25 protein-coding genes are annotated in these 24,219 nt (G+C 65.1%); 10 read left to right on the forward strand and 15 right to left on the reverse strand.

Annotated elements, in window-relative coordinates:
* Positions 1-39 precede the first annotated feature (39 nt).
* The 9 genes from tolB (at position 40) to folD (ending at position 9,900) form a co-directional block, all read left to right on the forward strand.
* Positions 40-1,359, forward strand: a complete 1,320-nt coding sequence (tolB, locus tag ACK8OU_RS08400) for a Tol-Pal system beta propeller repeat protein TolB (protein WP_410302925.1) — start codon at positions 40-42, stop codon at positions 1,357-1,359.
* A 75-nt stretch (positions 1,360-1,434) separates the two neighbouring features.
* Positions 1,435-1,965: a peptidoglycan-associated lipoprotein Pal gene (gene pal, locus ACK8OU_RS08405; protein ID WP_410302926.1), complete on the forward strand. Its 531-nt coding sequence runs from the start codon at positions 1,435-1,437 to the stop codon at positions 1,963-1,965.
* A 17-nt stretch (positions 1,966-1,982) separates the two neighbouring features.
* Positions 1,983-2,810, forward strand: coding sequence for a tol-pal system protein YbgF (gene ybgF, locus ACK8OU_RS08410; protein WP_410302927.1), 828 nt, complete (start codon positions 1,983-1,985; stop codon positions 2,808-2,810).
* Positions 2,807-4,033 (forward strand): tRNA lysidine(34) synthetase TilS, encoded by a 1,227-nt coding sequence (tilS, locus tag ACK8OU_RS08415; RefSeq protein WP_410302928.1) that lies wholly within the window; start codon positions 2,807-2,809, stop codon positions 4,031-4,033. The genes ybgF and tilS overlap by 4 nt, the downstream gene beginning before the upstream one ends.
* Positions 4,034-4,113: 80 nt before the next feature.
* Positions 4,114-6,024, forward strand: coding sequence for an ATP-dependent zinc metalloprotease FtsH (gene ftsH, locus ACK8OU_RS08420; protein WP_410302929.1), 1,911 nt, complete (start codon positions 4,114-4,116; stop codon positions 6,022-6,024).
* A 4-nt stretch (positions 6,025-6,028) separates the two neighbouring features.
* Positions 6,029-6,847, forward strand: coding sequence for a methyltransferase domain-containing protein (locus ACK8OU_RS08425; RefSeq protein WP_410302930.1), 819 nt, complete (start codon positions 6,029-6,031; stop codon positions 6,845-6,847).
* A gap of 115 nt (positions 6,848-6,962) precedes the next feature.
* Positions 6,963-8,633 (forward strand): formate--tetrahydrofolate ligase, encoded by a 1,671-nt coding sequence (locus ACK8OU_RS08430; protein WP_410302931.1) that lies wholly within the window; start codon positions 6,963-6,965, stop codon positions 8,631-8,633.
* 74 nt (positions 8,634-8,707) lie between these two features.
* Positions 8,708-9,013 carry a chorismate mutase gene (locus ACK8OU_RS08435; RefSeq protein ID WP_410302932.1) on the forward strand — a complete coding sequence of 102 codons (306 nt, stop codon included), beginning with the start codon at positions 8,708-8,710 and terminating at the stop codon, positions 9,011-9,013.
* Entirely contained in the window at positions 9,010-9,900 is an 891-nt protein-coding gene (folD, locus tag ACK8OU_RS08440; RefSeq protein WP_410302933.1) for a bifunctional methylenetetrahydrofolate dehydrogenase/methenyltetrahydrofolate cyclohydrolase FolD, read from the forward strand. The genes ACK8OU_RS08435 and folD overlap by 4 nt, the downstream gene beginning before the upstream one ends.
* Before the next feature lie 5 nt (positions 9,901-9,905).
* Here folD and ACK8OU_RS08445 read toward each other — a convergent pair whose 3' ends face one another.
* The 15 genes from ACK8OU_RS08445 to ACK8OU_RS08515 all read right to left on the reverse strand — a co-directional run bounded on the left by ACK8OU_RS08445 (position 9,906) and on the right by ACK8OU_RS08515 (position 23,305).
* On the reverse strand, positions 9,906-10,334 hold the full coding sequence (locus ACK8OU_RS08445; protein ID WP_410302934.1) for a PaaI family thioesterase: 429 nt from the start codon (positions 10,332-10,334) through the stop codon (positions 9,906-9,908).
* A gap of 320 nt (positions 10,335-10,654) precedes the next feature.
* On the reverse strand, positions 10,655-11,965 hold the full coding sequence (locus tag ACK8OU_RS08450; protein ID WP_410302935.1) for a P-loop NTPase family protein: 1,311 nt from the start codon (positions 11,963-11,965) through the stop codon (positions 10,655-10,657).
* Positions 11,966-12,072: 107 nt separating this feature from the next.
* Positions 12,073-12,567: a prepilin peptidase gene (locus ACK8OU_RS08455; protein WP_410302936.1), complete on the reverse strand. Its 495-nt coding sequence runs from the start codon at positions 12,565-12,567 to the stop codon at positions 12,073-12,075.
* Positions 12,568-12,573: 6 nt separating this feature from the next.
* The gene (locus tag ACK8OU_RS08460; RefSeq protein WP_410302937.1) at positions 12,574-13,431 is read right to left on the reverse strand and encodes a tetratricopeptide repeat protein; all 858 of its coding nucleotides are present in this window, start codon (positions 13,429-13,431) and stop codon (positions 12,574-12,576) included.
* A gap of 38 nt (positions 13,432-13,469) precedes the next feature.
* Positions 13,470-14,036 carry a tetratricopeptide repeat protein gene (locus tag ACK8OU_RS08465; protein ID WP_410302938.1) on the reverse strand — a complete coding sequence of 189 codons (567 nt, stop codon included), beginning with the start codon at positions 14,034-14,036 and terminating at the stop codon, positions 13,470-13,472.
* 6 nt (positions 14,037-14,042) lie between these two features.
* Positions 14,043-15,056 (reverse strand): type II secretion system F family protein, encoded by a 1,014-nt coding sequence (locus tag ACK8OU_RS08470; protein ID WP_410302939.1) that lies wholly within the window; start codon positions 15,054-15,056, stop codon positions 14,043-14,045.
* A gap of 11 nt (positions 15,057-15,067) precedes the next feature.
* Positions 15,068-16,036, reverse strand: a complete 969-nt coding sequence (locus ACK8OU_RS08475) for a type II secretion system F family protein (RefSeq protein ID WP_410302940.1) — start codon at positions 16,034-16,036, stop codon at positions 15,068-15,070.
* A 5-nt stretch (positions 16,037-16,041) separates the two neighbouring features.
* The gene (locus ACK8OU_RS08480; RefSeq protein WP_410302941.1) at positions 16,042-17,496 is read right to left on the reverse strand and encodes a CpaF family protein; all 1,455 of its coding nucleotides are present in this window, start codon (positions 17,494-17,496) and stop codon (positions 16,042-16,044) included.
* 12 nt (positions 17,497-17,508) lie between these two features.
* Positions 17,509-18,774, reverse strand: a complete 1,266-nt coding sequence (locus ACK8OU_RS08485; RefSeq protein ID WP_410302942.1) for an AAA family ATPase — start codon at positions 18,772-18,774, stop codon at positions 17,509-17,511.
* Between the two features lie 263 nt (positions 18,775-19,037).
* Positions 19,038-19,682 carry an OmpA family protein gene (locus tag ACK8OU_RS08490; protein WP_410302943.1) on the reverse strand — a complete coding sequence of 215 codons (645 nt, stop codon included), beginning with the start codon at positions 19,680-19,682 and terminating at the stop codon, positions 19,038-19,040.
* A 22-nt stretch (positions 19,683-19,704) separates the two neighbouring features.
* A complete protein-coding gene (locus tag ACK8OU_RS08495) occupies positions 19,705-21,120 on the reverse strand; it encodes a type II and III secretion system protein family protein (protein WP_410302944.1) in 1,416 nt (471 codons plus the stop codon).
* Between the two features lie 203 nt (positions 21,121-21,323).
* Positions 21,324-22,193 (reverse strand): Flp pilus assembly protein CpaB, encoded by an 870-nt coding sequence (gene cpaB / locus ACK8OU_RS08500; protein WP_410302945.1) that lies wholly within the window; start codon positions 22,191-22,193, stop codon positions 21,324-21,326.
* 160 nt (positions 22,194-22,353) lie between these two features.
* Positions 22,354-22,539 carry a hypothetical protein gene (locus ACK8OU_RS08505; protein ID WP_410302946.1) on the reverse strand — a complete coding sequence of 62 codons (186 nt, stop codon included), beginning with the start codon at positions 22,537-22,539 and terminating at the stop codon, positions 22,354-22,356.
* 199 nt (positions 22,540-22,738) lie between these two features.
* Positions 22,739-22,954 carry a hypothetical protein gene (locus ACK8OU_RS08510; protein ID WP_410302947.1) on the reverse strand — a complete coding sequence of 72 codons (216 nt, stop codon included), beginning with the start codon at positions 22,952-22,954 and terminating at the stop codon, positions 22,739-22,741.
* A 138-nt stretch (positions 22,955-23,092) separates the two neighbouring features.
* Entirely contained in the window at positions 23,093-23,305 is a 213-nt protein-coding gene (locus tag ACK8OU_RS08515) for a hypothetical protein (RefSeq protein ID WP_410302948.1), read from the reverse strand.
* A 17-nt stretch (positions 23,306-23,322) separates the two neighbouring features.
* Between ACK8OU_RS08515 and ACK8OU_RS08520 the strand changes: the two genes are divergently transcribed.
* A complete protein-coding gene (locus tag ACK8OU_RS08520; protein WP_410302949.1) occupies positions 23,323-24,165 on the forward strand; it encodes a lytic transglycosylase domain-containing protein in 843 nt (280 codons plus the stop codon).
* The last annotated feature ends 54 nt before the right edge of the window (positions 24,166-24,219 follow it).

The following is a 24,219-nucleotide window of genomic DNA, read 5'->3' on the forward strand; positions in this document are numbered from 1 at the left end:
CGTTACAACAGTTTCACCCGCATTTCAGGGATGCACCGAATGATCCGCTTCGCCCTGGCCGCCCTGGCCGCCCTTGCGCTGACCCCCGTCCCGCTGCATGCCCAGCAAGGGCCGCTGCGCATCGAGATCACCGATGGTGTGATCGAGCCCTTGCCTTTCGCGCTGCCCGGTTTCGTGCCCGAAAGCGGTGATGCCGGGCAATTGGCCGCCGATATCACCCGCGTCATCGCCACCGACCTGTCGGGAACGGGGCTGTTTCGGGAAATTCCGCAAAGCGCGCATATCCAGCGCATTTCATCCTTTGACGCGCCGGTGTCCTACCCCGATTGGCAGGCGATCAATGCCCAGGCGCTGCTGACCGGGGCGGTGTCGGTTTCGGGTGGGCGCGTGGTGGTCAAGTTCCGGCTGTTCGATGTGTTCTCGGGCCAGGAACTGGGCGAGGGGCAGCAGCTTGCGGCCTCGCCGGCCAGCTGGCGGCGTCTGGCACACAAGGTCGCCGATATCGCCTATAGCCGGATCACCGGGGAAACGGGCTATTTCGACAGCCGGGTGGTGTTTGTGTCCGAAAGCGGGCCCAAGGACAACCGTCAGAAGCGTCTTGCGGTGATGGATTATGATGGCGCGAATGTGCAGTATCTGACGGATTCCAGCACCATCGTTCTGGCCCCGCGGTTTTCGCCCACCGGGGACCGCATCCTTTACACGACCTTTGAAACCGGCTTCCCCCGCATCAAGATGCTGAACGTCGCCAATGTCGCAGGCCAGCTTCTGCCCGAGGTGCCCGGCACGATGACCTTTGCCCCGCGGTTTTCGCCCGATGGCGGCAGCATCGTCTATTCGCTGGAACAGGGTGGCAATACCGACATCTGGCGCATGGGCGTGAACGGTGGCGCGCCGCAACGGCTGACCAATACGCCCGCGATCGAAACGGCGCCGTCCTATTCCCCCGATGGCAGCCGGATCGTGTTCGAATCCGACCGTTCGGGCAGCCAGCAACTGTACATCATGCCCGCCGGCGGCGGCGAGGCGGTACGGATTTCCTTTGGTGAGGGGCGATATGGCACGCCGGTCTGGTCGCCGCGCGGTGACCTGATCGCGTTTACCAAGCAACATGCCGGGCGCTTTCACATCGGCGTGATGCGCACCGACGGGTCGGAGGAACGGTTGCTGACCTCGTCCTTCCTGGATGAAGGGCCGACCTGGTCGCCCAATGGCCGCGTGATCATGTTCACCCGCGAAAGCCCCGGCGCGGCGGGCGGGGCGCAGCTTTTCTCGGTGGATATTTCGGGGCGCAACCTGAAGGCGGTACCGCTTTCGGGCGCGGCCTCGGACCCGGCCTGGTCGCCGCTTCTGCCATGAGGCGGGTGATTCCCAAGCTGCGGCGAACCTGTTAGGATGAACGGCATCGAGCCAGTGAAAAAAAGGCGGTACACCATGACTTTCGCACCCAAGGCACTTCTTCTTCTGTCCGCGCTTGCGCTTGCGGCCTGTAACAACCCCGACCGCTATGGCGCGGGCGGTGGTGTCGTCGATCCGGGCGGTGCCTTTGGCGGCGGCGCGGGGGGGGTGGACCAGATGGGTCTGGCCTCTGATCCGAATTCGCCGGCCTATTTCGCCCAGACCATCGGCGACAAGGTGCTGTTCGCGGTCGATCAGTCGACGCTTGGCCCCGATGCGCAGAATACCCTGCGCGGCCAGGCGCAGTGGCTGGCCGGCCGGCCGCAATATTCCGCTATCATCGAAGGCCATGCCGACGAACAGGGCACGCGTGAATACAACCTTGCGCTGGGCGCCCGCCGCGCCAATTCGGTACAGGAATACCTGATTTCGCAAGGCGTTGCCCCGAACCGCCTGCGTACTGTTTCCTATGGCAAGGAACGCCCGCTGGCTGTCTGCTCGACCGAGCAGTGCTATTCGCAGAACCGCCGCGCGGTTACCGTGATCTCGATCGGCGCGGGCAGCTGAAGGGCGGTGGCGCGATGATGCGGGCGGTTGTTCTTTCGCTGGCCCTGGGATTGGCCGCGCCTGCCTTCGGGCAGGATGCGGGCACCCTTGCCGATATCCGGGCCGAGTTGTCGCAGCTGTCGGCCGACCTGCAGGGCCTGCGATCCGAGCTGGTGGCCTCGGGTGCGCAGGGGCTGCAGGCCGCGGGCGGGGCGTCGGCGCTGGATCGGATGAACACGCTGGAGGCGGCCCTGTCGCGTCTGACCGCGCGCGCCGAAGCACTGGAAAACCGCATCAATCGCGTCGTCAGCGACGGCACCAACCGCTTGGGCGATCTGGAATTCCGCCTGTGCGAGCTGGAACCGGGCTGCGACATTTCCACCATCGGCCAGACGCCCACGCTGGGCGGCGCGCCGGTCACGGCCGCGGCGGTCACCGCCCCGGCCCCCAATGCCACCGCGCCCACCGCCGCGCCGTCGATGGCCATGAACGAACAGGCGGATTTCGACCGGGCCAGGGAGGTGCTCGGTCAAGGTGACTTTCGCGGCGCCGCTGACCTCTTTGCGACCTTTGCCCAAACCTATCCGGGCGGCCCCCTGACCGCCGAGGCGATGTTCCTGCGCGGCGAGGCGTTGCAGCAGGCGGGCGACCTGCCCGGCGCGGCCCGCGCCTGGCTTGAGTCGTTTTCGGCCGAGCCGCAGGGCCTGCGCGCCGCCGACAGCCTGCTGATGCTGGGCCGTTCGCTGGGTGATCTGGGCCAACAGCTGGAGGCCTGCGCCACCCTGGCCGAGGTGGGCATCCGTTTTCCGGGCGCGCCGGCGGCGGGGCAGGCGGCATCCGCCATGCAGGGTCTGGGCTGTCAGTGACCGCGCCCAGGGTGCTGGAAGACCTGGCACGAATGGCCTTTTCCCCCGACATGCCCGTGCGTGTCGGGGTTGCCGTTTCCGGCGGCGGCGATTCGATGGCGCTTTTGCATCTGTTGCACGCGACGGGGCGGTTTCAGCTTCAGGCCGTTACCGTCGATCATGGCCTGCGACCCGAGGCGAAGGCCGAGGCCGACTTTGTTGCCCGGGCCTGCGCGCGGTTGGGGGTGGGGCAGGCCACGCTGCACTGGCAAGGGGCGGCGGCGCGGGGCAACCTGATGGACCAGGCGCGCCGTGCGCGGCTGTCGCTGATCGGTGACTGGGCGCGCGCGCAGGGCATCGCGCATGTCGCGCTGGGCCATACCGCCGACGATCAGGCGGAAACCTTTCTGATGCGCCTGTCGCGCGCCGCGGGGCTCGAAGGGTTGTCCGGCATGCGCCCCCGCTTTGAGGCCGGGGGTGTCACCTGGCACCGCCCGCTTCTGGCCGTGACCCGCGCCGATCTGCGTGCCTGGCTTTCGGCGCGGGATGTGCCGTGGGTTGACGACCCGTCGAACGACAACCTGCGCTTTGACCGCGTGAAGGCGCGCCGCGTCCTTGCTGCATTGGCGCCCCTGGGGATCGGGACGGGCACGATCACGACCGTCGTCGGCCATCTGGCCCAGGCCGAGGCCGCGCTTTGCGCAGATCTTGACCGGCTGGTCACGGCCCATGTCACCGAAGCGGCGGGCGATGTGGTGATCGAGGCCGCCGCCTTTGCCCCCGATGTCCACCCCGAAATGCGCCGCCGCCTGATCAATGCCGCGCTGATCTGGGTGTCGGGCGCCGACTATGCCCCCCGCGCAGCCAAGGTTTCGGGGCTTCTGGCGGATCTGCGCGACCGCACCCTGCACGGTTGCCGTGTGCTGGCCGGCCCCGGCCAGATCCGCATCACCCGCGAATTTCGCGCCGTGGCGGGCCTTCGCGTGCCCGCAGGCCAGATCTGGGACCGCTGGCAACTGGGCGGCCCCGTCCGGTCGGGCCTGACCATTGCCGCGCTTGGGCTGGAGGGGCTGCGCCACTGCCCCGACTGGCGCGCGACGGGCCTGCCACGCGCCACGCTGCTGGCCAGCCCGGCCATCTGGGCGGGGGCGCAGCTTGTGGCGGCGCCGCTTGCGGGCGTGGAAAACGGCTGGAAAGCGCAGATCGCGCGCGGCAGTTTCCGCCGATCGCTATTCAGACGTTGAACCTGCCCAACTAATCCCTATTTTCAGAACCAAAGGCGCGGACCTGCATCCGGCGCCGGCGAACTATTGGAGGTTTCCCCTTGGGTAACGCGCGCAATCTTGCCTTCTGGGCAGTGCTTTTCCTGCTCATCCTGGCGCTTTTCAACCTGTTTGGTGACGGGCAAAGCTCGGTCAATGCGCGCTCGACCAGCTATTCGGCCTTCATGGACCGGGTCGAAAAGGGTGAGGTTCGGAACGTCCGCCTGGATGGCGAGACGGTGACCTTCCAGGTGGCCGATGGCAGCACCTTCACCACGATCAAGCCCGCATCCGACCCAATCGCGGAAAAGCTGATCGAACGCGGGGTCGAGGTTTCGGTGGTCCGGCAGGAACAGTCGGGCTTCATGTCGCTGCTGGGGGTGTGGCTGCCGTTCCTGGTGCTGATCGGCATCTGGATTTTCTTCATGAACCGCATGCAGGGCGGCGGCAAGGGCGGCGCGATGGGCTTTGGCAAGTCCAAGGCCAAGCTGCTGACCGAAAAGCAAGGCCGTGTGACCTTTGACGACGTGGCCGGTATCGACGAGGCCAAGGAAGAACTGGAAGAAATCGTCGAATTCCTGCGCAACCCGCAGAAATTCAGCCGTCTGGGCGGCAAGATCCCGAAAGGGGCGCTGCTGGTCGGCCCGCCCGGCACGGGTAAGACCCTGCTGGCGCGCGCCATTGCGGGCGAGGCGGGCGTACCGTTCTTTACCATCTCGGGCTCGGATTTCGTGGAAATGTTCGTGGGCGTGGGCGCCAGCCGCGTGCGCGACATGTTCGAACAGGCCAAGAAGAACGCCCCCTGTATCGTCTTCATCGACGAAATCGACGCCGTGGGCCGTGCGCGCGGCGTGGGCATCGGCGGCGGCAATGACGAACGCGAACAGACGCTGAACCAGCTGCTGGTCGAAATGGATGGCTTTGAGGCGAATGAGGGCATCATCATCATCGCCGCCACCAACCGCCGTGACGTGCTGGACCCGGCATTGCTGCGTCCCGGCCGCTTTGACCGCCAGATCCATGTGCCCAACCCCGACATCAAGGGCCGCGAAAAGATCCTGTCGGTGCATGCCCGCAAGGTGCCGCTGGCGCCCGATGTCGACCTGCGCCTGATCGCGCGCGGCACACCGGGGTTTTCCGGTGCCGACCTGATGAACCTGGTGAATGAGGCTGCCCTGATGGCGGCCCGCGTCGATCGCCGTCAGGTCAGCATGGCCGATTTCGAAAACGCCAAGGACAAGGTGATGCTGGGGGTTGAACGCCGGTCCATGGTGTTGACGCCCGAGCAGAAGGAAAAGACCGCCTATCATGAGGCCGGCCACGCCATTGTCGGCCTGGCGCTGCCCAAATGCGACCCGGTCTACAAGGCCACAATCATCCCGCGCGGCGGCGCGCTGGGCATGGTTGTCAGCCTGCCCGAAATGGACCGGCTGAACATGCACAAGGATGAAGCCAGGCAGCGAATCACCATGACCATGGCGGGCAAGGCCGCCGAGATCATCAAATATGGTGAGGAAGGTGTGTCCAACGGCCCGGCCGGCGACATCCAGCAGGCCAGCGCCCTGGCCCGCGCCATGGTCATGCGCTGGGGCATGTCCGACAAGGTCGGCAATATCGACTATGCCGAGGCGCATGAGGGGTATTCCGGCAATGCCGGCGGCTTCTCGGTTTCAGCCCATACCAAGGAACTGATCGAGCAAGAGGTGAAGGACCTGATCGAGGAAGGCTATCAGCAGGCCCGCCAGATCCTTCTGGAACAGTCCGAACAGTTCGAACGTCTGGCCAAGGGTTTGCTGGAATACGAAACGCTGACCGGGGATGAGATCAGGAAGGTGATCGCGGGAACGCCGCTGGGTGGCGATGATGACGCCGAAGTGCCGCCCTCGGGCAGCCTGCCTTCGGTGACGGCGATCCCCAAGACCAAGCCCGCGGCGCCCAAGGGCGGTGACGCCGCCCCCGAACCGTCGGCCTGATCCGGTGACGCGCCTGTCCGCCCCCAGGGGCACGGTCGCGCAGGGCGGGGGGTGGGACCCCGCCCTTTACGGTCGCTATGCATCGCTGCGGCTGCGGCCTGCGCGGGATCTGCTGGCGCGGGTGCCCGATGACCTGCCCGGCGGCAAGATCGTCGATCTGGGCTGCGCCAATGGCGCGGCGGGCCCGGCGATCGCGGACCGCTTCCCCGATCGCAAGATCATCGGCGTCGATGCCGCGCCGGCCATGCTGGCCGAGGCCGCGGCGACCGGCGCCTACCACCGCTGCGATCTGGCCGATGCGGTGGATTGGCGCCCGGGCAAGCCCCCTGCGCTGATCTTTGCCAATGGCCTGCTGCAATGGTTGCCCGATCATGACCGGCTGATCCCCGATCTTGCGGGCCGTCTGGCGCCGGGCGGGGTGTTGGCGCTGCAGATGTCGCGCCAGCACAATGCGCCCTCGCACCGGTTCCTGCGGGAATTCGCGGCGGAAATGTTCCCCGATCGGTTCGATTTCACCGGCTGGCAGCCCCCGGTTGCCGCCCCGATCGACTATCTGCGGATGCTGGCGCCGCTGGGGGCGGCGGATGTCTGGGAAACCGATTACCTTCAGCGCCTGCCCGCTGCCGAAACGGGGCACCCGGTGCGGCTGTTCACCGAACCCACCACGATGCGCCCCTTTCTGGATCTTCTGGCCCGGGATGAGGCGGCGGCCTTTCTGCACCGCTATGAAATGGCGCTTGGCGCGGCCTATCCGGCCGAAGCCGATGGCAGCGTGATCTTTCCCTATCGGCGGATGTTCCTGACCCTGCGCGTCGGCGGCTGACGCGGGCGGCCCTGCGCCGTCCGGCGGGCAGGGCGATTTCCGCCCTGTTGTGTCGCATTTCGGTTCGCCTTGCCCCCGCGCGCGATTAGGCTGGCTCCAACTGACGGAGGACAGGATGCAATCCGATATCGAAATCGCCCGCGCCGCCCACAAACGCCCTATCGCCGAGATCGGCGCGAGCCTGGGCATTCCCGAAGACGCGCTGATCCCCTATGGCCGCGACAAGGCCAAGGTCGATCGCGCCTTCATCGACGGGCTGAAGGGCCGGGCGGATGGCAGGCTGATCCTGGTGACCGCCATCAACCCCACGCCCGCGGGCGAAGGCAAGACCACCACCACCGTGGGTCTGGGCGATGCGCTGTCGCGGATCGGCAAGCGCAGCGCGATCTGTATCCGCGAAGCCAGCCTTGGCCCGAATTTCGGCATGAAGGGGGGGGCCGCGGGGGGCGGCTTTGCCCAGATCGTGCCGATGGAAGAAATGAACCTGCATTTTACCGGCGATTTCCACGCCATCACGGCGGCGCACAATCTGTTGTCGGCGATGATTGACAACCACATCTACTGGGGCAACGCGCTGGAGATTGACGAACGCCGGATCACCTGGCGCCGGGTGATGGACATGAACGACCGCGCGCTGCGCGACATCGTCGTGGGGTTGGGCGGCGTGTCGAACGGCTTTGCCCGCCAGACCGGGTTTGACATCACCGTCGCCTCCGAGGTGATGGCGATCCTGTGCCTGGCGCGCGACCTGGCCGACCTGCAGGACCGGCTGGGCCGCATCGTCGTGGCCTATCGGCGCGACAAGACCCCGATCACCTGTGCCGATCTGAAGGCCGATGGCGCGATGACGGTGCTGCTGAAAGAGGCGATGCAGCCCAATCTGGTGCAGACGCTGGAACATACCCCGGCCTTCGTCCATGGCGGGCCCTTTGCCAATATCGCGCATGGCTGCAATTCGGTGATGGCTACGACCACGGCGCTGAAGCTGGCCGATTACGTCGTGACCGAGGCGGGCTTTGGTGCCGATCTGGGGGCCGAGAAGTTCTTTGACATCAAATGCCGCAAGGCGGGGTTGACACCTGCGGCAGCGGTGATCGTGGCCACCGTGCGCGCGATGAAGATGAACGGCGGCGTGGCCAAGGCCGATCTGGGCACCGAGAACGTCGGGGCGGTACAGAAGGGCTGTCCCAATCTTGGCCGCCATATCGCCAATACCAAGGGCTTTGGCGTGCCGGTCGTGGTCGCGATCAACCATTTCGCCACCGATACCGAGGCCGAGATCGCCGCGGTCAGGGACTATGTGGCGGGGCAGGGCGCCGAGGCGATCGTTTGCCGTCATTGGGCCGAAGGCGGCGCCGGGGCCGAGGAACTGGCGCGCAAGGTCGTGGCGCTGGCCGAAAGCGGGGCCGGGGCCTTCGCCCCGCTTTACCCCGACGGCATGGGCCTGTTCGACAAGATCGACACGATCGCGCGGCGCATCTACCACGCCGGCGAGGTCATCGCCGACAAGGCGATCCGCGATCAGCTGCGCGCCTGGGAAACGGCGGGCTATGGCGATTTTCCGATCTGCATGGCCAAGACGCAATACAGCTTTTCCACCGATCCGCAGCTGCGCGGCGCACCCACCGGCCACACCCTGCCGATCCGCGAGGTACGCCTGTCGGCCGGCGCGGGCTTCATCGTGGTGATCTGCGGCGAGATCATGACAATGCCGGGCCTGCCGCGCAGCCCCGCCGCCGAAACGATCGGCCTTGGCCCCGATGGCGCGGTGATGGGCCTGTTCTAGGCCTTCCGGGCTTGAGCCTTGGCGCGATCCCTGCGATAGGGCATGCACGGATTGTGCAAGGCTTGGGGGCACGGATGAAGACACCGGAAACCATCGCCAGCATGGCAGAACTGCGCACGGAAATCGATGCGCTGGATGCCCGGCTTGTGGCGCTGCTGGCCACGCGCGCGCGGCTGATCGAACGCGCGGCGCAGATCAAACAGGGCGCGGGCCTTCCGGCGCGCATCGACGCCCGGGTGGAAGAGGTCGTGGCCCATGTGCGCGCCGTGGCCCAACGCGAAGGGCTGGACCCCGCCCAGGCCGAGGCGCTTTGGCGTCAGATCATCGAATGGGCGATCACCCGCGAAGAACAGGTTCTGGGAAAAGGAGAGGGGGCATGACCGCCACGATCATTGATGGCAAGGCCTTCGCCGCGCGGGTGCGTGAAAAGGTCGCCGCCCATGCCGCGCGCCTGCACAGCGAACATGGCCTGATCCCGGGGCTGGCCGTGGTGCTGGTGGGCGAAGATCCGGCCTCGGCGGTCTATGTCAAGAACAAGGGCATCCAGACCCGCGCCGCGGGGATGAACAGCTTTGAACACAAGCTGCCCGCCGACACCACCGAAGAGACGCTTCTGGCGCTGATCACCCGGCTGAATGCCGACCCTGCGGTGCATGGTATTCTGGTTCAGCTGCCCTTGCCCGCGCATCTGAACGCCGATCTGGTGATCAATGCGATCGACCCGGCCAAGGATGTGGACGGGTTCCACATTTCGAACGTGGGGCTTCTGGGCACGGGGCAAAAGGCGATGGTGCCCTGCACACCGCTGGGCTGCCTGATGCTGCTGCGCGATCACCTGGGCGACCTGACCGGGCTGAACGCGGTTGTCGTGGGCCGGTCCAACATCGTGGGCAAGCCCATGGCGCAACTGCTGCTGGGCGAAAGCTGCACCGTGACCATCGCCCACAGCCGCACCCGCGATCTGCCCGGGGTGTGCCGGCGCGCCGATATTCTTGTCGCTGCCGTCGGCCGCCCCGAGATGATCCCCGGCGATTGGGTCAGGCCCGGCGCCACGGTGATCGACGTCGGCATCAACCGGATCGAACGCGACGGCAAAACCCGTCTGGCAGGCGATGTGCATTTCGCCTCTGCCGTGCAGGTGGCAGGCGCGATCACGCCGGTGCCGGGGGGCGTCGGGCCGATGACCATCGCCTGCCTGCTGGCCAATACCGTCACCGCCTGTTGCCGCGCACATGGCCTGCCGGAACCCGAAGGCCTGACGGCCTGACCGGATCAGGCGGGGTCTACCGGCACCATCGTCCCCTGCAGGACCGCGATCAGCTTGCGGCTGCCATCGGTGGCCTCGGCCGCAACCTCGGCGGTGACCACGCTCAGCCGTTTGCCCGCCTTGACGACCCGGCCCGACGCGACCAGTTGCGTGCCGACCGCCGGGGCCAGCAGGTTGATCTTGATCTCGGCGGTCATGACTTCGCGCCCTTCGGGCATCAGGCTCAGGGCGGCATAGCCCGCGGCGGTATCGCCCAGGGCAAAGGTCAGACCGGCATGGCCCGCGCCATGTTGCTGACAGGCCGCCGGCAGGATCGGCGCCGTGATCTCACACAGACCGGGTTCCAGCGCGGTGATCCGCGCGCCAAAGGTCTGCATCAGGCCCTGCCGGGCAAAGCTGTCGTTGATGCGCGCAGCAAGGGGCATGTCTGTCATTACGGGTCCTCCGGGCCGACAGTCTGGCCCGGCGCGGGGGGGCTGGCAACAGGCAAAGCGCCTGTCATCCGTGCTGCGCGTTCTGTGCCGGGCGGGGCGGCGGGATCACCAGTGTCGCATGCGCGGCCCGCGCCGCGGCGGGGCCGTGCCGCATGGCACCAAGACGGTCCCGCGCTTGCCTGCCACAAGGACCGGACACTGCCTGCGGAAGCCTCCGGCGGGAGTATTTGGGCCAAGAAGAAGCCAGGGCCGGGGGAAGAGATTGCCGCTTCTTCTTGGAAAAAATACTCGGATTCCGGCGCTGCGGCCGGGTGCGCCGGTCAGTGTTGGATCGCTTCTTCGCGTACGAACATGTTGGCCCAGGCGCGGTCGATCAGTTCGGGGCTCATCTGATAAGGGATGCCTTCGAATTCGCAGATCGCGATCATCTGGTCGATCAGGAACACCGGCTGGTAATTCGCATAGACGTTGTCGATCGTGGGGTATTTGGTCTTCAGCAGATAGACCAGCGCCGCTTCGTTCAGCGGCATTTTTTTCTTCTTCGCCACCAGCGCGAAGATCTTCAGGAAATCCTGCTGGCTGGGGCCGTCGATCTTGATCTTGAAGAAGATCCGGCGCAGCGCCGCCTTGTCGAAGATCTGGTTTGGGTGGAAGTTGGTGGAAAAAATCACCAGCGTGTCAAAGGGCACCTCGAATTTTTCGCCCGACTGCAGGGCCAGGATGTCGCGGCTTTCCTCCAGCGGCACGATCCAGCGGTTGACGAGTTTTTGCGGCGGTTCTGCCTGTCGGCCAAGGTCGTCTACGATGAAGACCCCGCCCGAGGATTTCATCTGCAAGGGCGCGGTATAGGTGCGTGCGGTGGGGTTGTAGGTCAGGTCGAGCATGTCGAGCGACAATTCGCCCCCGGTGATCACGGTGGGGCGTTCGCACAGCACATAGCGGTTGTCGAAGCGGTTGCCGGATTTGCGCAGGCTGTTGGGGTCATCCACCGATTCCGTCGCAGCGGAATGCACGATCGGGTCGTAGACGGTAATCACCTGGCCTGCGTATTCAACGGCGCGGGGGATGTAGATGCGATCCCCCAGCGCGTCGCGGATGCCGTTCGAGATCGAGGATTTGCCGTTGCCGGGCGGGCCATACATCAGAATCGACCGGCCCGAGGACACGGCGGGGCCAAGTTGGTCCAGCAGCGTCGGCGGCAGGATCAGGTGGCCCATGGCCGTGGTCAGCTGATCGCGTGTAAGCTGGATATTGCGGATCGACTGGCGCGTCGTCTGTTCGCGATATTGCGCCAGCGGCACCGGCATGGCGCCGTAATATTCCGATTGCGACAGCGCATCGAGCGCGCGGGCCTTGCCCGCATCGGCCAGCTGATAGCCCATCTCGCCGCCGGAATTGGCGTGCAGGGTGCCGGTGGCCTCGACCAGGCGCTGGGCGCGGCACATGTCGATCAGTTCCTGCGTCAGGGTCAGTGGCAGCGCGATCAGGCGCGACAGTCCGGTGGCCGTGTCCATGTTGGTGCGGAACATCGTCTTGAGGAGGATGTCGCGCATCATCACCACCGTCAGGCCGACGTCCTGCAGGGATTTGGGTGGCACCGGCGCCAATACGTTCGTTGCCATCATATTCATTGCCTGCGGTCCCTCTTTCCGGCCGTTTCGGCTGTCTGATGCCAGCCCCGCCGCAGGTTGCCCCGCCAATATGGCAAAATGAGGGAAAGCCCCGGGCGGGATGGGGATCAGGCCTGCAGGCCCAGGGCGACCCAGGTCCACAGTGTTCCCACCAGCGCCAGGCCCAGCGGGAAATCGGCGCGCTGCCAGCTGACCCAATCGGGGGCGGCGGCGCGTGCGGCCGGGATCGCGCGGAACAGGCGGTGGGCGGCGAAAGCGCCCAGCAGGAAGGCCGCCAGCAACAGGAAGGCCGCCGACAGGGCCTCAAGCGGGAAGAAGGGCGCGGCGGCGGCGGCGAATTTCGCATCCCCCATGCCGAAATGCGCGATCATGTTCAGAAAGACGCCGACGGCCAGCACCACCGGCACATGCGCCAGGCGCCAGGTCCAGACCCCGGGCGGCAGCAGGAAGGGACCGGCCAGGACAAAGACCGCCAGCAGTGCCAGCACCGCCTTGTTGCGGATCTTCATGAACTTCAGGTCGGTCCAGATCACCCAGGCGCAAATCGGGGTGATCAGGATCAGAAAGATCAGCGCCGATGTGGCGGGGGGCAGGCCAAGCATCGCGGCCTAGCCCTTGGCCACATTGGCATCCAGCGCGGCCAGCGCGCGGGCGGCTTCCTCGAAATGCTGCGGATGGGTATCGACCGCCTCTTGCAGCAACCCTTTGCCGATTGCCACATCGCCCTGCTTGATCGCCGACAGCGCCGCCGTGTAAAGCAGCTGCGCGCGTTCGGTCTGGGACATGTCGATCACCGGCATGTCGTATTTGCGCTGTGCCGCGCGGGCCAGCACCAGGTTGTTCTTGGTCGTGAAGACCCGCGGGTCATGTGTCAACGCTTCGGAGAACAGCCTTTCAGCGCCCTTCGCATCGCCGCGCGTCAGCTTGGAAAAGCCCCAGTTGTTCAGCACGCCGCCCGGTCTTGTCGTCAGCCCCGCTGCGGTTTCATAGAAGGAATCGGCTTTGGCCCAGTTCTTGTTGGCATCGGCCACCATCGCCTCAAGGCGGTATCGCTGATAGGTTTCGTGTGTGGGTGGGATCTGGTTCAGCGTCGCTTCGGCGCCCTTCCAGTCGTTGCCGCGGATCTGGGCATCGGCCAGTTGCACGCGATCTTCGTTGTCGCTGCCGGGCAACGCGATGACCTCGGCCCAGACGCGCGCGGCCTCGTCGGGGCGGCCGGCGCGCACCAGCGATTTCGCCAGGCCCCGCCGCAGATCTATCCGGTCGGGGTTTTCATCCGCGCTGCGCTTGAAATAGGCCACCGCCTCATTCGGGTCGCCCACCGTCAGCATGATGTCGGACAGGTTCGTTTCATCGATCGCGTTCACGCTTTTCATCGCGTGGGCGACATCGGCATCGGTTTTCTGACAGCCTGCCAGCGCAAGCGCGCCGCCCGCAAGCAGCATGAAGAAAACAGGGTGGCGCATGTTTCTGCGTCCTTTTGCTCGTTGCCTCAGGATCGGGTTCAGCGTTTGGTCAGAAGAAGGTATTCACCCGCCCCCCGCCGCACCAGCGTGAAGTTCCGTTCCTCGGGAACACCGTAGCCCGGATCGCCCCGGTTGGCGAGCGCGAGGCGCAGGTTTTCCCGGATCGCGTCCGAATGGCCACTATCCAGCGCATAGGCGGTTTCAAAGACCTTCGCGGCCTCGGCCACCTCGCCCTTTTCCATCAGCACGACGCCAAGGTTGTTCCAGGCGGGTACGAAGCTGCGATCCTGTTCGATGGCGCGGCGCAGCAGCTGTTCGGCCTGGCCCAGCCGGCCCAGATGCAGGTTGGCCGATCCCACGGCGGACAGCACATCGACATCTGCCCCCTGCCTGGCGGCGGCGCGGTAATAGGCCTTCAGCGCCAGTTCATATTCGCCCGCGGCCATCAGCCGGTGGCCGACGGTCAGCCCATCCACCGCCTCGCCCCCCGCGGCGGTGCCGGGGGCATAGGGGCTGCCATCTTGCGGCGCAAGGCCGCCCGGGGAACAGGCGGCCAGAAGCACGAACAGGGCGGCCAGGGCGCGGCCGGTGCGCAGAGGGGGCATGAAGGTCTAGAAGCTCATGGATTTGAAGTTTTCCATCATATCATGCACCGAGGGGCCGACAAGGATGATCAGAAGCGGTGGCACCGTGAACATCATCGTGCCCAGCGTCATCTTGGTAGGGATCTTGTTGGCGGCCTCTTCGGCGCGCATGATCCGCTTGTCGCGCATGTCGGCGGCATACAGGCGCAGCGCCTCGGCGATTGAGGTGCCGAAGGTCTGCGACTGGATCATCACGGTCACGAAAGAGGCCACATCCGGCACGCCCGACCGTTCGCCGAAGGCGCGCAGCACCTGCGCCTTGTCCTTGCCGGCCTTGATTTCCTGGCTGACGGTTTCGAATTCCTCGGCCATCACGGGGTAGGATGTGCGCAGTTCCCTGGCCACCCGCAAGATCCCCTGATCCAGCGACTGCCCCGCCTCGACGCAGACCAGCAGCATGTCCAGCGCGTCGGGAAAACCGTTCTGGATTTCGGCGGTGCGCGCGGCGATGCGCTGATCGACCCAGCGCTGCGGGCCGTAATAGCCGGCAAGACCCGGGATCAGCACCCACAGGATCGCCTCGGTTGAACTGAACGCGCCATTGGCGTTCATCACGAAGGCATAGACCCCGCCCAGCGTCAGCATCCCAAGCCCAAGCCCGAACTGAATGGCGTGAAAGGTCCGCACGGCGCTGGCGCTGCGATAGCCGGCGCGGGTCATCCGCATGCGGGCGGCCGACATCTCCTGCTCGGTCTTGGGTTCCAGGAAGTTGGCATATTTGTCCAGCTTGTCCGACCCGCCGCCAAGGCGCAGGCTTGCCTTTGTGGTCTTGCCCGCCTTGTCGCGCCCGCGAAGGGGCGATGCCCCGCCCGGCCCCTTGCGCCCTTCGCGCAGCCGGTCAAAGGGGTCGGCGCGTTTCTTCAGCAGCGCGGGCAGGGTGGCCAGCACCATCAGCAGACCCACGCCCCCCAGCGCGATCAGCGGGCCCATCGGCCCCAGCGCATTCGTCAGCGTCGCGTTGAGCGATTGGACAATATCCATTTCCCGCCTCCTCAGACCTTGATCGTCGTCATGATCTTCATGAACAGCATGTTCGCCCCCAGCAGCGCGAAAACGACGATCGCGGTCGGGATGAAGGCGGGCGTATCCTTGACCGCGTCATAATAGTCCGGCGCCACGATCTGGATGATCACCAGCACCACGATCGGGAAGGCGGACAGGAAGATCCCCGACCAGCGTGGTTCTGCGGTGATCGCGCTGACCCGGCGGAACAGCCGGAAACGCGCGCGGATCACCTTGGACAGGCCATCCAGGATCTCGGCCAGGTTGCCGCCCGATGTTTGCTGGATCGACACGGCCACCGCCAGGAAGCGCAAATCCTGCATGTCCATCCGTTCGGCCATGTCGCGCAGGCTATCGGCCACGTTGCGGCCATAGGCGGCCTCGTCGGCGATGATGCCGAATTCCGACCCAAGCGGGTCGGCCACCTCTTTTGCCACGATCTGGATCGCCGAGGAAAACGGATGGCCCACGCGCAGGCTGCGCACCATCAGTTCGACGGCTTCGGGCAATTGTTCCTCGGCCAGCTTGATCCGCTTGGATGCCTTGCCGCTGACCCAGAAATAGACCGCGCCCACCCCCATGCCGACCGACAGCGCGATGCGCACGGCAAGCCCCGCCTGGCTGGCCAGCGTCAGCCCGACAAAGGCCACCGCCGACAAAAGCGCCATCACCCCGATCAGCGCGGCGGGGGAAAAGGCGATGTTGCCCTTGCGCGCCTTTTCGGCCAGCAGGGAATAAAGCGGGATGCCCCTGGCGTTCATGTGCTGGGTGGCTTCCTTGCGAAGCTGTTCCAGCACCTCTTCGCGCCGGCCACCCTTGTCCAGCAGCGCCAGGCGGCGGTTGACCTTGTTGTTGAGCGAGATCGACTTGCCGAAGACCAGCAGGTAGATCCCTTCCACCAGCAGAAGAACCGCAACGAAGATCAGGCCGTAGATGATCGGGGTGGGGCTGATGATCATTGGTTTCAGCCCTCCACCGGTTCATAGATCGAGGCGGGCAGATCATAGCCCCATTGCCGGAACCGATCGGAATAATGCGACCGGACCCCGGTTGCGGTAAAGCGACCGATGATCCTGCCATCCGGCGCAAGGCCCAGCCGTTCGTAGCGGAAGATTTCCTGCATCGAGATTACTTCGCCTTCCATCCCGGTGATCTCGGTGATCGAGGTCATCCGGCGCGAACCGTCCTGCAGTCGGCTGGCCTGCACGATCAGGTTGACCGCGCTGGCGATCTGGCTGCGGACCGCCTTGATCGGCATTTCGATCCCCGACATGGCGATCATGTTTTCCAGGCGGCTGATGCCGTCGCGGGCGCTGTTGGCGTGGATCGTGGTCATCGACCCGTCGTGGCCGGTGTTCATCGCCTGCAACATGTCGATCACTTCCTCGCCGCGGGTTTCGCCGACGATGATCCGGTCGGGCCGCATCCGCAGCGCGTTGCGCAGGCAGTCGCGCGGGGTGACGGCGCCCTTGCCTTCCACATTCGGCGGGCGGCTTTCCATCCGGCCGACATGGATCTGTTGCAGCTGAAGTTCGGCCGTATCCTCGATCGTCAGGATGCGCTCGGAATTGTCGATGAACGACGACAGCGCGTTCAGCGTGGTGGTTTTCCCCGAACCCGTCCCGCCCGAAACGATCACGTTCAGCCGGGTGGACACGGCGGCCTGCAGATAGGCGGCCATTTCTTCGGTAAAGGCGCCAAAGCGCACCAGATCATCGATCCCCAGCTTGTCCTTTTTGAACTTTCGGATGGAAACCAGACTGCCATCCACCGCGATCGGCGGCACCATCGCGTTGAACCGCGACCCGTCGGCCAGGCGGGCATCGACATAGGGATTCGATTCATCCACCCGCCTGCCCACGGCGGACACGATCTTGTCGATGATCCGCAGCAGGTGGCGTTCGTCCTTGAAGGTGATGTCGGTCAGCTGCAGCTTGCCGCCGCGTTCCACAAAAATCTGTTGTGGCCCGTTCACCAGAATGTCGCTGACGGTTTCGTCCTTCAGCAGCGGTTCCAGCGGGCCAAGGCCCATGACCTCATCATACAGTTCCTGGTTCAGCGTCTGGCGTTCGGTGGCGTTCAGCGCCACCGACATCTCGGCCATCGCCTCGCCCGCGATCGAGGCGATTTCCGCCTTCAGTTCGGTTTCCGAGGCGCGTTCCAGCGCGGACAGGTTCAGGTTTTCCAGAAGGCGGCGGTGCAGTTCCACCTTTAGCTCGCTCATCCGTTCCTTGCGCTTGCGCTCCTTGTCCAGGGCGGCGGCCTGGGCGGCCAATTCGGCCGGGGCGACGGGGCGGCGCTGGATCAGGGGCTTGTGGTCGACGACCGGCGCGCCCGCGGCCTCGGGCCTGTCGGTGCCCGCAGGTTTCAGCGCCGGGCCCTTGGTCGGCTGCGCGGCCTTCTTGTAGCGCGAGAACATCGGTCAGTCTCCTCAGGGTGCGGCGCTTTCGGCGACCTGCGTCAGCGCCAGCAGCGATTGGGCAAGCTTTTGCAGTTCCTTGCGCAGGGGCGCTTTCGCGGCCGTTTCGGCCAGTGGCAGCCCGTGGTCATTGGCCTGGGTGATCGGCTTGCCGCCATCAGGCAGTTGCACCTCGATCGAGATGTCCAGGCTTTCAGCCATCCGCTTGACGCGCGACTTGCCGGTCAGGTCGGTAAATTTCGGCGCGCGGTTCAGGATGAAGCGCAGCTTTTCCGCCGGAAGCCCCTCGGCCTTGAGCGCGCGGATCATCCGCAGCGCATTCTGCGCCGAACGCATGTCCAGTTCCAGAAGCGCGAAATAGACCTTGGCCTGCTGCAGGACCGCCTCGGTCCATTGCGCCACGGTTGAGGGCATGTCGATCACGACAAAGTCGAAATTGGCCCGCGCCATGTCGATGATGCGGTTCACGTCTTCGCCGGTAACGATGTCCAGCGGCAGCATGTCGACCGGCGCGGTCAGCACATGCAGCCGGTCATTGAAAGTCAACAGCGCCTGCCGGAAGGATGAGGCGTCCATATGCGCCGTGTCCGACAGCAGTTCGAACACCACCTCGCGGCGCGGCAGATCCAGATAGGTCGCGGTCGAGCCATACTGGAAATCGAAATCCAACAGGCAGACCCGCGGCGCGGACGCGCCCTTTCTTTGTTCGCGCGCCAGTTCCCAGGCCAGGTTCACCGCAAACGTCGTGGCGCCCACACCACCCGACAGGCCATGCACCGGCAGCACCACGCCGTCACGCCCGCCGGTGGCCTTGAAGGCGGTGTCGGCAGTTTCGCTGACATGGGGGGGCAGCATGGCGGCGGGGGCATCGGCCTGGCCAAGCCGTTCGATCGCCTCATGCAGGGCGCCTTCGGGCAGGGGGTAGGGGACGAAATCATCCGCCCCCAGCCGCAGCAGTTGATGCAGGGCGATCGGGCTGACCTCTTCGGCGATCACGATCACCCGGATGCCCCGGTCCTTGGCGGTGGTGATTACCGAAGAAATCCGGGCCAGATCGGTCTCATCCTGGCTGTCCACCGCGACGGCCACGAATTCCAGCGAATCCGCATCGGGTTGCGACAGGAACTGAACCGCGTCGTCAAAGGTCAGGTCGCCCCAGCTTTCGCCAAGCTCGGCTTCCATATCCTCGATCAGAAGATCGAAATTCGCCACATCGCGCGAGATCGTGCAGGCCACGATCGGCGCGGGTTCGGGTTTCAGAACTGCTGCGGTACTCATAGCCTCACGTCCTTTTGCACGCGGATCCGGGGCGCCCTAACGTTGATCATGCTTTTGCCAGCCATCTGTCAGACCGATCCCGTCATCCGGGCACGACTCGGGGTCGTGCCACTTTTGCCTGGGTTTACGGTCGTCGGGAATCTTGGCGACATTGGGGCTATAATGTTCCAATTGTGCGATTTTGGTTTACGATGGAACGGGAACGGCGGCCTTTGTTTTCACAAGGCCGCCGTGTCCGGTTCTGATCGTGACGTTGTGGTCGCTTAGCCGCCGGTGCCAGTCTGGATGATCGTGTCGTTCAGCGTGTGTGCCGGCGCGGCGCTGCGCACATATTCACGGAAGATCACGGCGGCATATTTGCCGTTCAGCACCATCGGGTGGCTTTTGACAAAGCCCGAAACCTCGGTGACGGTGCGGCGGTTCCGTTCCTCGGGCGCCTGGGTGTAGACAAGGGGCTGCGTTTCACCAAAGGAAACGACCGCCTCCAGCCGTGTGCGCGAAATGCCCTGGCTGGCAAGATAGGCCACCACCGCCTGCGCCCGGCGCAGGCCAAGTGCCTTGTTGTAGCTTTCCGATCCGACCAGATCGGTGTGGCCATAGACGCGGAACCGCACTTCGGGGAACTGCCGGATCCAGTCCGCCTGCTGGCGCAGGGCCGCCTGGGCCTGACCGTCCAGAACCGAGGAATTGAAGGCAAAGGTGACGGTATTGGGCACCTCGGCGGCAAAGCGGTTGGTCAGGTTGACCGCCAGATCGCGATCGCCGGTTTGCACCAGCGTGTTGTTCATCGTGGCATTGCCGAAGCCGCCGGTGTCAAGTTCGCTTCCCGCCTCGGAATGGAAACCGCGGGCGGCCGGTTCACAGGCGGCCAGCGCCAGAACCGCCGCCGCGAGCATGAGATTGCGCATTGCTGGCCCCCTGTTCATCCGCTTACTCCATCACATAGCCGTAGGAGCCCGTGAAATCCTGCTTGGCCACTTCGGCGGCCGCGCCCGATTTCGGGCCGGTGCCGGCCGCGGTCTTGCCAAACAGGAACAGCTCTGCCTCGGTCGGCGGGCGGACCCGGTCGGTCGGCAGGGCCAGCGCCTCGCCCCGGGTGGGCGAAACCAGATGCGGCGTCACGATGATCACCAGTTCCGACTGCTGGCGCTTGTAATCCGCCGACCGGAACAGGGCGCCCAGAACCGGCACGTCACCCAGCCACGGCACCTGCGCGTTCAGGTCGTTGAAGCTGTCCTGCAGCAGGCCGGCGATGGCAAAGCTTTCGCCATCGCGCATTTCAACCGTTGTCTTGGTTTCGCGCCGCTTGAAGGCGTTGACCGAAAAGCCGCCCGATTGCAGGCTGACCGAGGTGTCGATTTCCGACACCGCCGCGGTGATCGCCAGGTTGATGATATCGCCATCCACCACGCGCGGAATGAACGACATTTCCACGCCGAAGGGCTTGTATTCAATCGAGATGCTGCCGTCATCGACCACCGGGATCGGGTATTCCCCGCCGGCCAGGAACTTGGCCTCCTGGCCCGACAGCGCGGTCAGGTTCGGTTCGGCCAGCGTGCGCACGACGCCCTTGGATTCCAGCGCCTCAAGCAGCACCGCGAATTCCAGGTTGCCCGAGGTGAACCCCAGCCCCAGGGCCCCGGTCGAGGTCGTTTTCACCGGGAAATTGCCGTTGTCAAAGGAACCGGAAAGCGCCCCGTTCGAGGTATAGTTGCCCGTGCCCGAGGCAACGCCCACATCCCCCGTCACCCCGCGCACCCCCAGCGAGGCCGACAGGTTCTTGGACACGGATCGCTGCATTTCGGCAAAGCGCACCTTCAGCATCACCTGCTGGGTGCCGCCCACCGTCATCAGGTTCGAAACCCGGTCCGGCGCATAGCGTTGGGCCAGGTCCAGCGCGCGGTCCAGCTTGGCCGTCGACGAAACGGTGCCCGACAGCACGATCCCGTCGTTGGCGGTGCGCACCTCGATGGTTTCGCCGGGCAGGATCTGGCGCAGCCGTTCCTTGAATTCGCCGATGTCGGGGGTGACCTGCACCTCGACATTGGTGATCAGCTTGCCGTCGGCGCCCAGGATCGTCATCGTCGTGCGGCCCGGCACCTTGCCCAGCACATAGATCGTGCGGTCCGACAGCGTGGTGATATCGGCGATGCCGGGGTTGGCGATCGACAGTTCCGCAAAGGGCTGGTCGCTTTCCACCACCACGGCGCGGTTCATCGGAACGTTCAGCGGGCTGGAAGCCGAGCCGGACATCACCCGCAGCGTTTCCGCCGCAACGGGCGCCGCCATGCCAAGCACCAGCGCGCCACCCAAAAGCCCGGCCTGAATCAGATATTTCATACTCATTGTGATCCTGCCTCTCTGATCACGTCACATGGCGGATCTGGCGCCCGCCTTAGGAAGTTTTGCCCGAAATTTGCCACATCATGTGCGAGTTGCGATATTTTTGCAAGAATCAACGCATTGCCGCAGGGCGTTCATGTGGAAATCCTGCAACAGGCCGGGTGTCGCCTGCCTGTCCCGCCAACGCTGCGCGCGGCGGGGCAGGGTCAGTTGGTGCAGGGGATTTCGACCTCGACCACCTCGGCGCCCTTGCGGGTGCGAATCGTGCAGACCCTGGCGGCCTCGACCTTCACCACCGCGGGGGCGGTGACGCCCAGCAGCTGGTTGCGGTCAATCTCGATCGCGCCGATTTCACTGGTGTTCTGCATCCCCACCAGTGACAGCGTCAGCCGCCCCGTGGATTGCGCCAGCGTCAGCGCCGCGACCTGTTCGGGGGACACTTCGGCGGTGACGGTGCGCGCGATCCGGGTGGTTTCGCTGCGGTCGGCATCGGCGCTTTGGTCCACGGCGATCAGGCGCAGGTTGGTGTCGATCAGCTTGGTGACCGGCTGGCCGTTGATCTGGCCCGACCAATAGACATCGACATGATCGCCCGGCCGCAAAAAGCCCGACACGCCCGATGCCACGTCCACATTGATGGTAAAGGCGCGCATGTTGACCGACAGCGCGGCGTGAATGCCCGCATCGGTGCCCGGCGCCGTGACCTTGCTTTCCAGGATCGGTTCAAACGCCGCGAAAGACCGCAGCGCGGCGCGGGGGCGGGTTTCGGCATCCAGAAACACGGCGCGGGGGGCGTTCTGGGCGCCTTGCGCCACGGTGATCGCCTGATAGGCGCCTTCGGGCACCTTGCCGGCCTGAACCTTGATCACCTCAAGGTCGTCGCGGGTAAAGCGTTCGCCGTATTCAAGCGGGCGTTTGACCACCACCACATCGATCAGCTGCGGCGATTTCTGCCGTTCGCGCAGAAGATAGTCCCGTTCAGCCTGGGCGCGGGCAATCGTTTCCTGCGCCATATAGACCGCAGCCCCCGCAAGGGCGACGCCAAGCGCCAGCACCAGCACAACAACCATACGCATCCGACTACTCCTTCCTCATGCACCGCCAGCGTGGCCGGGGCCCGGGGCGTTTTTGCCTTCCTGAGCGCAAAAAGTGGCAACACCGTGGCGGATTTTCGGGGGAACCATGAAGCGGCGGCGCGAACAGGTAAACCGGTTAAGGCTGGCTTGACCGGCTGGATCAGACCTCGCGCGCGCTCAGGTATGCCGCGATTGCCTCGGACAGCGACGATGTTCCATCGAAAAGCAGGCCAACGACCATTGCGCCGAAACCCACCACAACCGCCGTCAGCACGACCCAGTCCACCGTGACTGCGCCGTCTTCATCTTTCCATGCCAACCGCAGGGCAGCAAAATGGGTCTTCATCGGCAATCCTCGTAAATCTACCTGGCTGCTACCATGATCGGTGGCTTCCGGGATAAGGGTGCTTTTGTATCTGGGCCAAATTCGGGCAAATTGGGGAAATGTTTGGGCCACGGCGGATTTTCGGCTTTGGCGTGACGGCAAAATGAAAAGGCCACGCGAAGATCGCGTGGCCCTGATTGTCTTTTGGGGGCTGGAAGGATCAGCCGGGATTAGCGGGCGGAACAACGCCAACGTTGGTCGATTCGGTGGTCATGTAGCCGCCGATCCCGGTTGCCAGATCTTCGGTGCCCTGACGGATGAAGCTCAGCGCCAGCGCGCCCAGGCCAACAACGGCAGCGGTCAGCACAACCCAGTCAACGGTCACGGCGCCGTCTTCTTCGGTGCGGATCTTGCGAGCGAATTTGAACAGTTTCATCGTATTTCCCCTTGCGGTCACTGGTTGCATCCTCCGCGCCCCGGGTCGCTGGCCCTGTGTTGCTGTGGCCTAACCGTCGCGGCATGTCCCTATATCGCCTTTGGATGGTGGCAGGATTTGGGCAGGCCTTGGGCCTTTTCACGAAGCGTTAATTTTCTTTGGGTGATTTTCCCAAAGCATTGAAAATAAATGAAACATTCCTGAATTTTCGGATTTTCCGCCCCGGAAACCTGTTGCCTTCTGGTCGATTTCGGGCGCTTTCGCCCCCATTTGGCCGGTTTTTCTGGATTTTCCGGCCCGATGCGGGGATAAGAAATCCAAGGGGCAAAGACCCCAGAGCAGGTATTTCACAAGGCAGGACGGCCGGAATGCACCGCATATGGGCAGGGGCGATGGCGATCTGTGTGGCGCTTGGCGCCGCGCCCGCGGGGGCAGAGCTTGCCGCGCCGATCACGAATGACATCCAGCCCAAGCGCGTGGGCGTGCCGCAGCCCGGCACCAGGCGGTTCCTGACGATCCAGATCGACCCCGAGGAACAGCGCCGCGCGCTGGCCGCCGCCGCCGCCCGGCCCTTTACCCCGGTGACGCGCCTGCCCGATGCGGCGGCGCCCAAGGGGCCGGGCATCTATGACTGGTATTGGGATGCCGTCTCGCCCAGCCTGGGCGACCGCGACGGGCGCTTTGGCAAGGCGCTGGCGGCGCTGTCGCAGGGGCCGGGGGGCAAGGCGGTGGCCGCGCCCCGGCTTGCCCATCTGCAGGATATCGCGACCCGCCACGGCGCCGACATCCTGGCCGCCACGATCGGCACCGAGGTATCGCCCGCGCTGGTGCTGGCGGTGATTGGCATCGAAAGCGGGGGGCGGGTGGATGCCGTGTCATCCGCCGGGGCGGTGGGGCTGATGCAGCTGATCCCGGCCACGGCGGATCGGTTCAAGGTCGGCGACAGCGTCGATCCGGTGCAGAACATCCGCGGCGGCGTGGCCTATCTGGACTGGCTGATGAAGGAATTCGACCGCGACCCGCTGATGGTGCTGGCCGCCTATAATGCGGGTGAAAATGCGGTGAAAAAGAACGGTGGCGTGCCACCGTTTGCGGAAACCCGCGCCTATGTGCCCAAGGTTCTGGCCGCCTGGACGGTGGCGCGCGGTCTGTGCCGCACCCCGCCCGAGCTTGTGACCGATGGCTGCGTCTTTGCGCTGAAGGGCACCTGATTACCCCATGAAAAAGGCCCCGCAGCGGATGCGGGGCCCCCTTGTCCTTTTGCC

It is taken from the genome of Pontitalea aquivivens (assembly GCF_046507575.1).
GTDB classification, from domain to species: domain Bacteria; phylum Pseudomonadota; class Alphaproteobacteria; order Rhodobacterales; family Rhodobacteraceae; genus Pontitalea; species Pontitalea aquivivens.

What these genes read in the sequence shown, in the direction of transcription:
- ACK8OU_RS08450 (WP_410302935.1), bottom strand. Translation starts at nt 11,965, where the DNA reads ATGAATATGATGGCAACGAACGTATTGGCGCCGGTGCCACCCAAATCC.
- ACK8OU_RS08455 (WP_410302936.1), bottom strand. Translation starts at nt 12,567, where the DNA reads ATGCTTGGCCTGCCCCCCGCCACATCGGCGCTGATCTTTCTGATCCTG.
- ACK8OU_RS08470 (WP_410302939.1), bottom strand. Translation starts at nt 15,056, where the DNA reads ATGGATATTGTCCAATCGCTCAACGCGACGCTGACGAATGCGCTGGGG.
- ACK8OU_RS08475 (WP_410302940.1), bottom strand. Translation starts at nt 16,036, where the DNA reads ATGATCATCAGCCCCACCCCGATCATCTACGGCCTGATCTTCGTTGCG.
- ACK8OU_RS08520 (WP_410302949.1), top strand. Translation starts at nt 23,323, where the DNA reads ATGCACCGCATATGGGCAGGGGCGATGGCGATCTGTGTGGCGCTTGGC.
- ACK8OU_RS08430 (WP_410302931.1), top strand. Translation starts at nt 6,963, where the DNA reads ATGCAATCCGATATCGAAATCGCCCGCGCCGCCCACAAACGCCCTATC.
- pal (WP_410302926.1), top strand. Translation starts at nt 1,435, where the DNA reads ATGACTTTCGCACCCAAGGCACTTCTTCTTCTGTCCGCGCTTGCGCTT.
- folD (WP_410302933.1), top strand. Translation starts at nt 9,010, where the DNA reads ATGACCGCCACGATCATTGATGGCAAGGCCTTCGCCGCGCGGGTGCGT.
- ACK8OU_RS08465 (WP_410302938.1), bottom strand. Translation starts at nt 14,036, where the DNA reads ATGCCCCCTCTGCGCACCGGCCGCGCCCTGGCCGCCCTGTTCGTGCTT.
- ACK8OU_RS08510 (WP_410302947.1), bottom strand. Translation starts at nt 22,954, where the DNA reads ATGAAACTGTTCAAATTCGCTCGCAAGATCCGCACCGAAGAAGACGGC.
- ACK8OU_RS08495 (WP_410302944.1), bottom strand. Translation starts at nt 21,120, where the DNA reads ATGAGTATGAAATATCTGATTCAGGCCGGGCTTTTGGGTGGCGCGCTG.
- ACK8OU_RS08460 (WP_410302937.1), bottom strand. Translation starts at nt 13,431, where the DNA reads ATGCGCCACCCTGTTTTCTTCATGCTGCTTGCGGGCGGCGCGCTTGCG.
- ACK8OU_RS08490 (WP_410302943.1), bottom strand. Translation starts at nt 19,682, where the DNA reads ATGCGCAATCTCATGCTCGCGGCGGCGGTTCTGGCGCTGGCCGCCTGT.
- ACK8OU_RS08505 (WP_410302946.1), bottom strand. Translation starts at nt 22,539, where the DNA reads ATGAAGACCCATTTTGCTGCCCTGCGGTTGGCATGGAAAGATGAAGAC.
- ACK8OU_RS08485 (WP_410302942.1), bottom strand. Translation starts at nt 18,774, where the DNA reads ATGAGTACCGCAGCAGTTCTGAAACCCGAACCCGCGCCGATCGTGGCC.
- ACK8OU_RS08435 (WP_410302932.1), top strand. Translation starts at nt 8,708, where the DNA reads ATGAAGACACCGGAAACCATCGCCAGCATGGCAGAACTGCGCACGGAA.
- ACK8OU_RS08480 (WP_410302941.1), bottom strand. Translation starts at nt 17,496, where the DNA reads ATGTTCTCGCGCTACAAGAAGGCCGCGCAGCCGACCAAGGGCCCGGCG.
- ybgF (WP_410302927.1), top strand. Translation starts at nt 1,983, where the DNA reads ATGCGGGCGGTTGTTCTTTCGCTGGCCCTGGGATTGGCCGCGCCTGCC.
- cpaB (WP_410302945.1), bottom strand. Translation starts at nt 22,193, where the DNA reads ATGCGTATGGTTGTTGTGCTGGTGCTGGCGCTTGGCGTCGCCCTTGCG.
- tolB (WP_410302925.1), top strand. Translation starts at nt 40, where the DNA reads ATGATCCGCTTCGCCCTGGCCGCCCTGGCCGCCCTTGCGCTGACCCCC.
- ACK8OU_RS08445 (WP_410302934.1), bottom strand. Translation starts at nt 10,334, where the DNA reads ATGACAGACATGCCCCTTGCTGCGCGCATCAACGACAGCTTTGCCCGG.